Consider the following 13,039-nt stretch of genomic DNA (forward strand, 5'->3'; position numbering starts at 1 on the left):
TACACTGTGCTGTACTTTATAACCAAAAATATCCATTTTATAAAGTACACTGTGGTGTACTTTTTCACGCTTTTTTTCCAGAGTTTTCTGTGTTGGCTCTTTTAAGAAGTACACTGTGGTGTACTTTATACGTCACCAAATGTGATTAAACCTTTAATAATAACGCGCTAAACCCATTAAATAAAAGGTAGTGCGTGAAAAGCACCTTTATACAAATCCATAATTGGTTAAAGGGTTTAACCGTGCATTATAATATTATTTGATAATTTTTATCTTAACGCCGAAATTTCTGTTACCAATATGATATATTGATTAAACAAGAATAAAAACGGAGATTTCAAATGGCGTCAACTTACATCAGTCACCATCCAAAGACGAAAAAATTACTAGCTGATTTGGCTCAGGAAAGTACCAATGCGTATGTATTGTTGTTTTTTTTAATGATTGAATCGGACGAGTTTTTTGGAAGGCATCAAGTTACATATCAAAATTACGATTCAATGGCGGCATATTTAGGTAAGTCTAAAGAGACAGTAAGAGTTGCACTTAATGTTTTGAGAAAGAGAAATCTTATATCAGAAGAATATGATGGAAAAAACAGGAATTTCCTCATCGAAGTTTTGATTAACAAAAATTAAGATAATAAGCAACGAAGATTTGGTGATTTCAAATGAGTAACCCCTTTAAAAGCGTAATATCAGTAAATGACACTGAACAATATTTTTATCAGACGAATTGCAAAGCCCGTTTAGTGATTTCTGCTGCCGGAAGATCAGATAGCTACGCTAGAGAAATTCTAGACATGGCTTGCGAAATGATGGATAGAAATAATGAATGCACTGTGGCTTATGCAGAATTAGACAAGGATTTAGGTATTAAACAAACAAGAACAAGGACTAAATCAATCAACATTCTAAGAATGCTGAATTTGATAGAAACTACAAATGGCAACAAGAAGGGCGTTGTGATGTTCAGAATCAATGCAAGGGCTTTCAGTAAAACTAGTTTAAGAGTTAAAGATAAAGAAAGTAGGTTCTGTCAGGAATTGAATACTGAAATGGTGGGTGCCGATGGGAAGGTTATTCAGGCATATATCGATACTTATAGATATTATGAGAAGAATCAAGAAAAAGTTGAAAAACATGATGGCTTGCCTTTTTGAAGCGCGTCATTATGCACTTCATACCACTTTGTTTTTAATTAGTATTAGTCCTCAAAGGTGATGATTGTTCTTAACATTTGTTTTGGCGTAACTGTTGGTATTCGAATTATAAATGGTATTATATATAAAAATAGACAATAAATAATAATGAATACTAAAGCAGATATCTTATTTCAGTTGATAGCCGCACACAACAACCTTTCGCCAAGCAGCGAAAAGGTTTTCAAGGAATTAATGAAGTTCCTTGACTCCGACGGTTTGATAAATATCAATTTTTATCACAAAAAGCACATAGCTAGTGAAGCTGGTGTTGCGCCCCATACCGTGAATAACGTTATTTTAAAGCTGAAAAAGTCAGGATTTTTAAGATCGGTGGATACTGGTTGTTTCAAGCCAAACAAATCATTGTTTGTTGATGGGTATTTTGATGGCTTGTACGCCCGTACTGGATGGAAGTATCTGAATTATGAAATTAAAATTAATAGCACTACCGGATTGATGCAGATTTCAGGTGCGGCATGAGTTGCATCGACAATCCGAACGCAGAATTGCAGAAGATGATTGATGCATTGGGCGCAGACAGCTATATAGTCCGTGCAGTCCCTCACAATCCAGCTCGAAGCACGTACACAGTCAAGCACGCTGCAGAAATGAGAAAGCCAAGCACTGGCTTCTTTCCTGACGAAATCGTCAAGCCTGACGTAATCAGAAAGCTGAAAGGAATCAATACAAGCAATTGCACATTGAAAATAATATGCAAATCGATGAAATACCACTACGTGACTCTGTATGACGTGAGCCAACAAGAGCTTTATGCATTGAGTGCTAATGCTGTGAAACCGTGCATCGTTTCGCTTGTGAGAGTTTCTAAACAAGGTGAAAAATTCTACTCTGTCGTTTTACGTTTCGATCAAAGAAAAATTTATAGTAGCAAATATGCCGCTAAGGTTGCTGGTAGCTTTCAGATAAATGTGGGTTCGAAAGAAACGAAAAGCCTTGAAGAAGGAATCGTTCTGTGCGGATTTGTCGATAAGAAATCCGGCATGTGGGTTAACGCAAACCGTGCAATCAATCAGAATTGTCCTACGTGCGAAGGACGCTATGACTTTTTCGTAAAAAGAAATCAAGTCACCGTCGCTGCTGAGAAAATGCCAGAGCTAAATCGTTCTGGAAGCACGTTCCTGTACTTCGAATCTTGCCGCTCACAAATCATTTACAAAGCCACTAATGCTGGTGACAAATTTGACAATGATGAAATTAACTGCAGACTATTTTACCGTCTTCAAAAAGAGAATTTCACTTCGGCTGAAATTACTCAGTATATTGAAGAAAGAAACAAACCTCAAGAAACCAGCGATTTTTAAAAAGATCGCTTGATCCGCTTAGGTAATCGATCAATAATTTATTCAATCCAAAGAAAAGGAATTGAGTAAATGAATCTTCCTGAAAATGTTTTCGAAAATCCTTACAAAAAAGGTCAATATCTTCAATTCACGATGAACGTGAATGAGGTCATTCCTAATCTGGTTTCAACTCTCGAAGCTTATCAAGCCTTTACCATTTCCGAAAATCTGGAATACGCGCAGTCCCTGCTGATTGAGAAGGGCATCCAGATTGAAGACAAGGCTTTGGCTGAATTTTTCTCTATCCATGACTTATTGGCTTGTCTTTTTGGTCAATATGGCGATCTCGACGTTGAAGATGTATGGAATTCATATGTGAAAGATTTCGATGAACACGTTGCTCACGCTGATGTTAAAAGCGCCGGTTTTATTATCTTCAAAGCCTATTGCTATAGGGCGCATAAACTGGAAGCTGTTCAGGAACAATGGAGTGATGCAGAAGTTATTTAAAAAATCTCTGCTTAACCTTGTATTTCTGAAATAAATGGTACGATATAAAGGTGAGCAATTATTATGTTTTGGGAATATTTGTTTTGTGATGTTGCTCACGTTTCATAGTTTAGTCATTGTTATTAAAAATCCCTAGGATTGGAAGGCTTTGCCTAGGTATTTTCGACCGCCCACGTTGGCGGTTTTTTTTCTTGCTAGTATCAGTGAATCGATCAACCATAAGGTTTCGCTTTTTCGTGGATCAAAGTCATGCACTGGACCTTTAAAGACCGCTATCAACGCCACCTGACCCTGAACGTTGATTACGACATGCCATCAACATTGGCGCGGTTAGCAGACACGGTTGAGGAATTTCGCCATTACGAAACACTAGAAGGGCAGAAGGCTGAACGGTATTTGAAGGAGTCAGAAAACTTCGTTTTACTGATGATTCACATTGCATTGTCCAGTGTTTATGCCGTCTATGATGAAAACTACCTGTTCGATTATTCTGCATATGCTGAGCGCGTTAGAAAAAATCTGATAGACGTTCATCCGGTTTTTGCTGCCAAGGCTTTTGCTGATTGTTTCTGCAAAATACGTTATGAGCAGAGCTTTATAACCAATTGCTCTGAAGACGTTACTGATGATTTTGTGTTTTCTGAAACGGAGTAATCAATGGGAAAGAGAAATGTGGAGGGCGCAATTTGATATAATAGAGGCATAAGATGAATTTACATAATCATGAATACGATAAAAATAATTACTGGTTTAGGTTTTTTAGTTTTAACTGCACAAGCTAATGCAGCATTGGTTGGGTTCAGCATTGATAGCTTCGGGCTTTCATGTGCGGACGGCTACACAACGGACCCTACCGGGTACAAATTTGGAGTGACATACAGAGGGGATGGATATTTCCAAACGTACTTTGATCGCTTCGGAAATCCAGACATTCATTACCTCAAGGACAACATTACAGGCGAGTTCTCCCTTGCGCCTGACGATTTATTTGCTGGAAAAATGACCAATCAGCAGATGACAGATTTTGTCATTCAGTACGGTTTTGAAGATCCCACTGCGCCCCTCGCTGCTTGCTACCCAATCATAGACGCCCCAGTAGTTACGCCTCCTGCCAATCCGACCTTCTCGTTCAACAACACCATCATGAGCGCCTGCCAGAACGGGCAAACGGTCGGTGGTGTGTTGGGTGGGTCTACGTACAGAACTGGCACGATTCCCTTCTACAGCTCCTTTGATAGCGTCAAAGGTTTCAGCACGAACTACGTGAAGAGCTTCAATGGACTTTTCTCAGAAGTAGTCATGACTGACAATGGGGATGGTACGTCCAGTTTCCCGCAATACGGTGCCTCTGACGTAGATACATACGGCACATGGGATACCGATAGCGTTCTAGCTTGTGCGACACCTCCAACGGTTCCTGTGGTGCCTACACAGCCAACTGAACCGAACGATCCAACGAACCCTGTTAGCGCTGGGCATTTAGCGATCTCGAGTCTTGATTACCGTGAATTCTGCCCAGCCGGGTACACGGTTGGTGGTGTGAATGGTGCCAGCGCCATGCGCCAAGGAAATGTACCGATCTACATCAGTTACGAGCAATCTACGAACGTTAGCTCTTGGAGCATGAAACAGAACGGTTCAGGTGCATACGATGTGTTCTACACGGCAAAATCTGCCGTCGGTGTGATTCCATACCCAACGGCTACCCAAGCTATGGTCGATAAATACGGCTCGATGAATCCTGGTTCTGATGCTGCATGCAAGCCAGTAGTGACTGCCTCTGCGGTGCCTACCTACAGTTTCGACCTTCCATACAGCCAATATTGCGCTGCTGGTGAAACCGTTGGTGGCTCTACGGATGGTAGCAACGTGCGTACAGGCAAGGTGCCGGTTTACTTCCTTTTTGACTCAACCACGTTCACGTCAAAATACTTCTTTTTCGACGGGTCTACGTACACACCAATCGGGATGGTTGAGCAAAACGGATTCTCGAATTTCCCTCAGATCACTGAGGATATGGTGAAGAAATTCGGAGCATTCGATACGAACAGCATTCAGGCATGTCAGACAGTTCCTGTGACGCTTCCTGACCCGATCCCTGCTCAGGAAGGATGGACTGAGGACGGTTACGAATATTGTCCTGCAGGCTCGACCGTGGGTGGTGTTGAGGGTGGTTTAACAACAAGACACGGTACGGTTTGGGTGTGGTACGGATACGACTCGTACATGCAAGAGCAGTATTTTTTCAAATCAGCAAAAACAGACGAATTGATTCAGTTTAATTACGCCGATATGGCTGGGTATGAAGAGCCAGAATGGAACGTCGGAAAAGGGATAATCGACTCATACGGCACATGGAATGAAGACAGCATTCCCGCTTGCGAGCCGGTTCGTACCTTCATCAATGCCGTCGAAACCAAAACCGAAAATTGTGCCAGTCCTCTCACTGGAACCTTGACCCTCGAACGTTCTTACAAACAATGGTCAGACGGTGTGAATGACAGCTACGGGGACTGGAAAACGACTATGAATGCTTGTGTAGTCCCTCCTGTCGTAGTGGACCCTACACCACCAGAGGTTGTTCCTCCCGTTGTGACGCCTGTTGACCCGACGCCTCCTGTGACTGTACCGCCAGTAGTCGTGGCTCCTGTAGACCCTGTTCCACCAGTTGACCCAAAACCGCCCGTTGCTGATTTCGTGACCATCAAAGATTTTGAATTGGCTCGCGTAATGTGCGCTGAAGGTCAGACTGGTGAAAAAACATTCAGATTTGATTGGACGTATGATATTTATTCCGATGGCACGATGAAGAATTTCACGCCAAAAATCAGAACGGCTTTAACCGATACGTGTAAAACGCTGACCGATGATTTATTAGAAACGACTCCTGTATCGTTTAACGAAGCGTGCCCAAATGGTCAGAAAGGAGTTATTATAATAACCGGGCAAAACGTGACGTATTCACTGTCAGGCACGAAATTCGTTGAGATTTCTCGTCAGAATAATTGTGTAGCTGAAACAACTTCGCTTGATCCTCAATACAAAACAGAAGATTGTCCAGTAGGACAAACGGGTTCATTGACTAAGGTTCGCTATGTACAAACAAAAGATGATGGTTCTGTAAATTACCCATATGGCGCGGGATATGAGGTTTCGCAAAATAACTGTTCAGCACAATCCGAAGCTGACACTGCCAATCAAGGCGAGAATACAGCGGCACACGGAATCCTTGCAAATCAATCCGTGAAAGCCTCTGACAGCGCGCAAATACAAATTATGACTGACTATGTGAATAATGCAGCGCCAGATTTTGGAAATTACAAACTCAACATTACGATTGATTCAATTAATGTTCATTCTCAAAAGCTAGGCTTGTTGGCTAAAGCATGGGTTGCTAAGACTGGTGGAAAGATAAATTTAGGTAGCTTGCCACGAAGTGCGATTAGTTATATAGGAAAAGGGAATATTACCAAAGAAAACGTTAGTAAAACCGTAATTGGTGATGTGTCATTTAATTCAAGCACAGGTAAATTGACTGTACATTACAAGCAAACAAAATCAGTCTTGGACTCAGGATCAATTCAAAGTATTGATGTGCCTTTAATAGATGTAGGGCAAGCTGGTAGTGCCTTGAATTCAGTCAAGGCATACTGATGAAATAAATTGAAAGCCCATCGTTGGGCTTTTGATTATTTATTATCTGCTAATGATAAGTGTTAAAAGCTGTCGTGGTATAATGACATTACAGCAAACATTATTCACATGAACAACAAATACAAAACCAATAAATCAAGATTTTGTTCGTATTTATTTCTGATATTTTCCTCACTGTTATTTACAGCGCAAGCTAACGCTGCGCTTACGGCGCAAGGTTCTCATCCTGAACTCTTAGGAAGTGCAACATGCTCAGGCGGCGTTACCGGGTCTTATGCCCTTTATGGAAATAGATTCGGAATCTCAATTAGAAATTCAGGAAATATTGGTTATCATCCAAGCGATATAACGCCAAAAAACTTAGGTTCTGCAGGTATCGTTTACATCGAAGATGCTCCGGGTGCATCAGTTAACGGATTCGGCTCGGATGGTATGGGGCTTTATAATTACAATGGGAAAACCTATTTCGTTGGACCGTACTACAACACTCGTACCGCCTATTTTGAATTCCAAATATGCTATACAAACATTGCTACGCCTCCTGCGCCTCCTGCTGGACCTACCTTCATAAGCTCTGGATACGAGGACCAGAATGCTTCATGTCCTGCCGACAGACCAAGCGGCTACCTCATTCAGCGTAGAACCTTCGAGAATTGGTCAGACGGGAGAAGGAACGAATCTGGCTGGTCAACCATTGCCGATTACTGCTCTGCAATTCGTAGCTCGATCCAGAGCGAAGCCCGTTACTATGGTTGCCCGTCTGGTCAGTCAGGTCAGATCGTGCAGTCAAGAACCTATGAGGTCTGGACCGATGGAAGCGTAAGAAATTACTCGGCGTGGAACGTATCAGGTAATTCCTGTGTGAGCGCTCCTATGACAGCGAACCCAACACAGCGCCGTGAACTGTGCGATGAAGGGTATACGGGGCAGATTACCTACCACTGGGTTGTGTATTACACAAACGACTCCTACAGCGCCTATGACGCTGACGGCAAGCTCATCAGCTACACGTTATCAACGCCTCATCAGCAAGAATTGCTTCTGTCTAACACCTGTACGTTGATCCCGTCCCAAGGCGTGGCTTCGGTGCCGGGGCACGAAACAGTGACATGTGACGCTTACTATAATGTCGTGAAAGGGACGTATATTGGTGATGTTGTAAAATACGGAAATTACGTTTCGTCTTACGATTCGAACAAAAAACAAACGAACAATGTTTTCAATGTGACGTCAATTGATGTGACTCAATGTGTCCAAGATCCTGAAAAATCTTACTCAAACGAATCAATCACCGAGGCTTGTGGTATCGGTCAATCAGGGATCATTACAAAAACAAGAACGGTAGCTACTGCGCCAAATGGCACGAAATCTTATCCTAGCGGCACGGTTTACACGATTTCTTCTAATACCTGTGCAGGAACAAGCGTAGATAATTCACCAGTTGTTGTAGCTGCAGCTGCAAAAACGGGGCTTATTGAGAATCTTTCCCTCACGTCATCTATGCTTTCTGATCCAACATATTCGACTAAGCTTGTAGATTCATTGAAATTTCAAAGCATCAAAGCAGGGGAGACGCATAGGCTGAATATAGTTGTAAATGATTTAAGTCCGGGCAAATACAATGCTCAAAACGTAACGAATGTAGTTAAAGCTTTTAGAACTGCGGTTGGTAGCGGTGCGGAATTCAAAATAACGTTGCCTAGAAGCATTGATAAATATGCAGGCAATGGTGAGATTCAGAGCGGAAAAGGCTTGAATTTGACCAGTTCTGAGTTGAATGGTAGTAAGCTTACTGTGAAGTACATGGATTCAGCGGATAAAAAAACACTGTCAATGCCAGTCGAAAAGTCTGCTGATATACAGTTGTTCAATGGTGATTTGACAGGTGTTAATTTAAAAACTGATTAATAAATTCTAAGATCTTCTGGATAGCCTGATTCTGATGGGTCGGGTTTTTCTGCTGGCACTTCCCAATCATTTATAATTCCACCTTCCTCATAAAGCTGCATAAAAAAAAGCGCTTCTTCTAGTTTTTCTTGGTAAATTTGTTCTTTAGTCTTTTTCATAAAGGTTTTTTATTTGTTATGAGTGAATTGTAGCATTTAGTAATTCAGGAGGTCTGAGATAAGGATACATTCATCAAAATGAGGACTTTCAAGAAAATCTGTGAAGGGAAGGTCATCAAACATCGAAAATGATTTGTACACATAAATTAGTTGATATATGTCGTAATCATTACCTTGCACGTTATAGCTTTGTTCTATGATTTCGTGAAACAGTCTGCCAAATGTCGCTATGACTTTTCCATGCTTATTGCAACGGAATTCGCAAATTACATATGATATTAGGTTCTCATCGAAAAGAAACTCTTGTGAATAATAAAACAAGTATTTAGATTTGCCTGTGCTATCTGTCATTTTTCCCAACAATGAAGGTAACGCATCATGACGTATTGCTTTTCTTTTAAGACTATCCAATCCTTGAATTGCGAGTTCATCAGAAGGTGCTTCTGTATATTCGAAAAGACAAACATCATAGTTACCTAATTCAACTGACTCTAAAAAGTCGATTTTGTTTGTGTATAATTTCATAATTTCTCCTGTGTTGTAGGTCCAATTCACTCCCGCTTTGCGAGGAATGGCTGTTAATAGTTTAAAAGGGTAAATGTAGCTACTGATTCTTCAAAGTGAGGATGCTGAATGAATTCGTAAAAACTAGACAGAGGCTCATCAATATCTGAAAAGAAGTAAGTCTCTACTGCAATGTCTAATTGAATATTGCCAATAGATCTATCAGTAAAAGAATTTTTAGAGATCAATCCAAAAAAATTAATGGCAAAATCATTCTTTCCTGATTCGTACACAGCCTGCATGAATACGCATTCTTCTGGATTATTACGACCTTCGAAACTAAGTAGGAAAAAATGTTCAGAAGGTAAAGTATTGTAATCTACGCTAAATAAATAAAAACTATCAACATTTGTATGGTTGTTGAAGCCTTTGGAGTTGTAAGATTCCAACCAGCTTCGAGCTTTATTCAGAATGTATTCAGAATCACTGCCAATGATGAAAGGGTGTGACGTTGGCTCAGAATCAATGATTAAACCTGATTTTACCAAAGCAGAAGGTTCGCCTTTTATCGTTAGTTGAGTAGTGGTGAAAATCATTTTGGCGTCTCCTTGACTAAATCTTTAAAATCATTGATACGTGTTTTAGCTAATCTTGCGCTTTTCTGAAAGAAAGACTCTGTGATTTTATAGTCATCGCCAGAAACTGAATTGATGAAATATTGCTGCTTGCGTTTGATAGCGAAACCATGGAATTTGCTCAGAGAAATAGTAAACACTAAAAAGAATGTGCCGAACATAAAATAGGATAAGCCTAACCCTAAACCTGAAATTTCCGCTCCTGCCTGAGTCAATACAATGTGGCTATATACAAGGCAAAATTGAACGATGGTTTCTGCAAATATTATAGTCTTGGGTATTTTGAGCCAATTTTTTAGAAGTGGGTTTTCGCTTTTGCGATAAGCTGATGTATAGAAAAAAGCAAACCAAGCTATAGGTGAAAAGAAAGAGCCTATTGCACAAAAGAAATATATTTTACTAATATTCTTTAATTGGCTAAGCCAAAATTTCAATCTGGTTAATAATTCTTCATCAGTTAATTCTGCTATATCTAGTTTAGGCTTTCGTTTGAGAAATCTAAAAATATTCATGGTTATAGGTTTTGTTTCTCTAATTGTATCATTTGCAGGCGATAAAAAAGGGGCTTAAAGCCCCGATTTATTAAATGCCATGCTTTCCTTCAACTGATATGATTTTGTGTTTGTCACCATTGTTGCTTGGTGTGATACCAAATGCGTAGTGATCAATCACTTTACCAATCGTGAATGTGGAGAATTTAAAAACGTAAGCCATCACGAATGAAGCCAAGAATATGAATAAGCCTGTTTTCATTAGCTGATCAATACCAGCGCCTAACGTCGATGCGTTTGAAGATTCTGTTAGAACCATGTCTAGGTACGCATAGGAGATTGCTTTGTATGTAAACAGTGATGTCACAAAATCAGATGCGAAAAATATCATAATGCCAAAGCATGCCCAACTTGCGATGTTCACGAAAAATACCTGAATTGGTTTCCACGTATCATTGTGAGAATTAACTCCATGTTTACCTAAAAGCTTTATGAAGTGCGGAACGATAGTTAATTGTTCTTGGCTTATTTTTTTATAAGCATCAAGAATGAAACTGATAATCACCATTCCGAATGAAATGGGGAAACCAAATTTCATGAACATTCCTATAACCCACAATGTATTAGCTGCTCTGTTAGCGAATTCTGCTGCGTCAGGGTCAGCATAGACCGCCGCAATCACGTAATTGGCTTCTGGTCCAATGTTCGCTCCGTACTCGCTGAATACATCGTTTGCAGCGTTGTTCATGAACGAAGCAAGCATGAACGTGATGACAGCATCACTTGTGTTGCCGAACATGCTTGCAGTGGCTTTCAAACCCTTCTGAGCAGCATCAACACCAGCTCGTTCAAGCCTTTTCTCTGCTGACGTGGCTCTGAACATGCCCACTGCTTTTGTTCCTAATCTAATTTCTGTTGAGATTGCTAATAAGGTATTACCCTGAATGTCGTAGGATTTGAAAACGTTTGGGCAACGTCTGCCCGATGGTGAAACGCTGCTTGGATTAGCAAGGCAATCCTTGAATCTTGTTAGAGAAAGGAATCCATCTTTATTTGTGAAGTAATTCACAAAAATCTGTAATGGGTCACTATTCAAAGAAGCTTCTGAATCGTATACGTCCATTAAATCGGCAGTTGAGTAAACGTTTTTTCCAGTAGAATCTATTTTGTCGAACTGCACGGTAAATGCTAGTTCGCCTGTTTCGATAGGTTCTAGAATGTCGTTTGTGGTGTAGCTGGTAATCGTTGTGCTGTTTACTAATGATTTTCCGAACTCGTCTACGCCAGTCGAACCATAATATTTCCTCATAAAATAATGTGGAATGGTCGCGTAATTTGGGTCAGTCATAAACCTTGCACCTACAAGATTTAGGTAATTATTTATTTGTGCAGAGCAAAAGAATGGCGATGAATCTGAGGCACACATGGTTTGAGCGCAAGCACGTTGTGCAGTTTCTACATCACTGCTGTAGTCCGTTTTACACAACTGAACTGAACGGCTATTTGAGGCTGCTAAGCTTTCCTCTGTAACTCCCGGCGCTCTGGTCATCCTTGAAATGAATTCAGCACCAATGCAATTTGCTGAGTCATAAACGTATTGCTTCAGTCCGGTAGTATCTAACACCGTTGGGTCAACGGTTTTTAGATTTTCGCATGATTGGTTTCTTTGGAAGACAGGAGAAGAATCAACTGTGATTGACTTGTAGGCGTTTACTTTTGCAGTCAAATCATGAATCTCTTGAAACATTGTCGTATAAGCGTCATTGAGGGCTTCAAGCTCAAACTGATAAAGATCTGGCAACCCGTTTATTTTCGCTACGGCTATTGTTCCTTCGTCAATTTCGTGATCAATCTCTAATACACAATTGCCAATTTGGGCGAAAGCAGAAAGGTGCCCATCTGTGTGGGTGAACTGCAACGTCTGTTTTGCTGAACCTGAAAATCTTTGAATACACATAGCGAAATCTACTAAATTGATAACCTCTCGTGTTTTCTTGTCTTCTGGTTCTGCTACGTAGATGTAGGGCTGTTCAGTCACATCATTATCAGCAAGCAAATGCATGGCAAATGAACCAAACGTGTAGGTAATCGCATAGCCTGTGTAATAACCCATTGTGACTAAATTCGTGTCCTTTTTTGCATCCTGTTCATCAGATGATTTGTAAAGTGGGACAAGAAGCATTGCAGCGATGATGACAAATAATATGTATTTAGTAAACGAACCTGCTGATTCTCCATCTCCCTTCATGTACTCTATGAAGCTCAGTAATATACGTCTAGCGACCCACGCGCCTAGAAACGCTAATAGGACTTGAAAGAACCAGTGAAGTGGTCCATTTAGAATAACGTGTACATTGCTGTTGTACTTGTTAGAGGCTTTTGAACATTCGTATTTTCCAGTAAAAAACCATTGTTGTCCTAATGGCATTTCTCGAATGTCGGTCGTTAATCTGCAACCAATGGCTGATTCTAGAGAAGGAAATAGATTTGCTTGAATACGTTCCTGCTGAGTGTAGCTCGCCTCTAAATCTCTACTTGCGTCAATGGCTCCCCAAGGATGTAAAAGACTCCATTGCGAAGCATTAGCGCTGGGTGAAAGAAAGACAAAACAAAAAAGGAAAAGATAGAATAGTTTTTTCATGAGCAGATATATTGTATTCTTCTATTATATCAT

Annotated in this window: 13 protein-coding genes; 8 read left to right on the forward strand and 5 right to left on the reverse strand. The window is 40.5% G+C overall.

Annotated elements, in window-relative coordinates; genetic code table 11:
• The first annotated feature begins 341 nt into the window (after positions 1-341).
• From ABEH28_RS13085 to ABEH28_RS13120, 8 genes are all read left to right on the forward strand, one after another.
• Entirely contained in the window at positions 342-638 is a 297-nt protein-coding gene (locus ABEH28_RS13085; protein ID WP_346630113.1) for a hypothetical protein, read from the forward strand.
• Positions 639-670: 32 nt separating this feature from the next.
• Positions 671-1,162: a hypothetical protein gene (locus tag ABEH28_RS13090; RefSeq protein ID WP_346630114.1), complete on the forward strand. Its 492-nt coding sequence runs from the start codon at positions 671-673 to the stop codon at positions 1,160-1,162.
• 147 nt (positions 1,163-1,309) lie between these two features.
• Positions 1,310-1,684, forward strand: coding sequence for a hypothetical protein (locus ABEH28_RS13095; RefSeq protein WP_346630115.1), 375 nt, complete (start codon positions 1,310-1,312; stop codon positions 1,682-1,684).
• Positions 1,681-2,526, forward strand: coding sequence for a hypothetical protein (locus ABEH28_RS13100; protein WP_346630116.1), 846 nt, complete (start codon positions 1,681-1,683; stop codon positions 2,524-2,526). Before ABEH28_RS13095 ends, ABEH28_RS13100 begins: the two co-directional genes overlap by 4 nt.
• 69 nt (positions 2,527-2,595) lie before the next feature.
• Positions 2,596-3,015 (forward strand): hypothetical protein, encoded by a 420-nt coding sequence (locus ABEH28_RS13105; protein ID WP_346630117.1) that lies wholly within the window; start codon positions 2,596-2,598, stop codon positions 3,013-3,015.
• A gap of 249 nt (positions 3,016-3,264) precedes the next feature.
• Positions 3,265-3,669: a hypothetical protein gene (locus ABEH28_RS13110; protein WP_346630118.1), complete on the forward strand. Its 405-nt coding sequence runs from the start codon at positions 3,265-3,267 to the stop codon at positions 3,667-3,669.
• A gap of 69 nt (positions 3,670-3,738) precedes the next feature.
• Positions 3,739-6,669 (forward strand): hypothetical protein, encoded by a 2,931-nt coding sequence (locus ABEH28_RS13115; RefSeq protein WP_346630119.1) that lies wholly within the window; start codon positions 3,739-3,741, stop codon positions 6,667-6,669.
• A 108-nt stretch (positions 6,670-6,777) separates the two neighbouring features.
• Positions 6,778-8,577, forward strand: coding sequence for a hypothetical protein (locus ABEH28_RS13120; protein ID WP_346630120.1), 1,800 nt, complete (start codon positions 6,778-6,780; stop codon positions 8,575-8,577).
• Here the strand turns inward: ABEH28_RS13120 and ABEH28_RS13125 are convergent.
• From ABEH28_RS13125 to ABEH28_RS13145, 5 genes are all read right to left on the reverse strand, one after another.
• Positions 8,574-8,735 carry a hypothetical protein gene (locus tag ABEH28_RS13125; protein WP_346630121.1) on the reverse strand — a complete coding sequence of 54 codons (162 nt, stop codon included), beginning with the start codon at positions 8,733-8,735 and terminating at the stop codon, positions 8,574-8,576. The genes ABEH28_RS13120 and ABEH28_RS13125 overlap by 4 nt on opposite strands.
• A 36-nt stretch (positions 8,736-8,771) precedes the next feature.
• Positions 8,772-9,260, reverse strand: a complete 489-nt coding sequence (locus ABEH28_RS13130; protein WP_346630122.1) for a hypothetical protein — start codon at positions 9,258-9,260, stop codon at positions 8,772-8,774.
• Between the two features lie 53 nt (positions 9,261-9,313).
• On the reverse strand, positions 9,314-9,835 hold the full coding sequence (locus ABEH28_RS13135) for a hypothetical protein (protein WP_346630123.1): 522 nt from the start codon (positions 9,833-9,835) through the stop codon (positions 9,314-9,316).
• A complete protein-coding gene (locus ABEH28_RS13140; protein ID WP_346630124.1) occupies positions 9,832-10,386 on the reverse strand; it encodes a hypothetical protein in 555 nt (184 codons plus the stop codon). The genes ABEH28_RS13135 and ABEH28_RS13140 overlap by 4 nt, the downstream gene beginning before the upstream one ends.
• A 70-nt stretch (positions 10,387-10,456) precedes the next feature.
• Complete coding sequence (locus tag ABEH28_RS13145) at positions 10,457-13,006, reverse strand: hypothetical protein (RefSeq protein ID WP_346630125.1); 2,550 nt, start codon at positions 13,004-13,006, stop codon at positions 10,457-10,459.
• Positions 13,007-13,039 lie beyond the last annotated feature (33 nt).

It is taken from the genome of Pseudomonas sp. Ps21-P2 (genome assembly GCF_039672565.1).
Taxonomy (GTDB): domain Bacteria; phylum Pseudomonadota; class Gammaproteobacteria; order Pseudomonadales; family Pseudomonadaceae; genus Aquipseudomonas.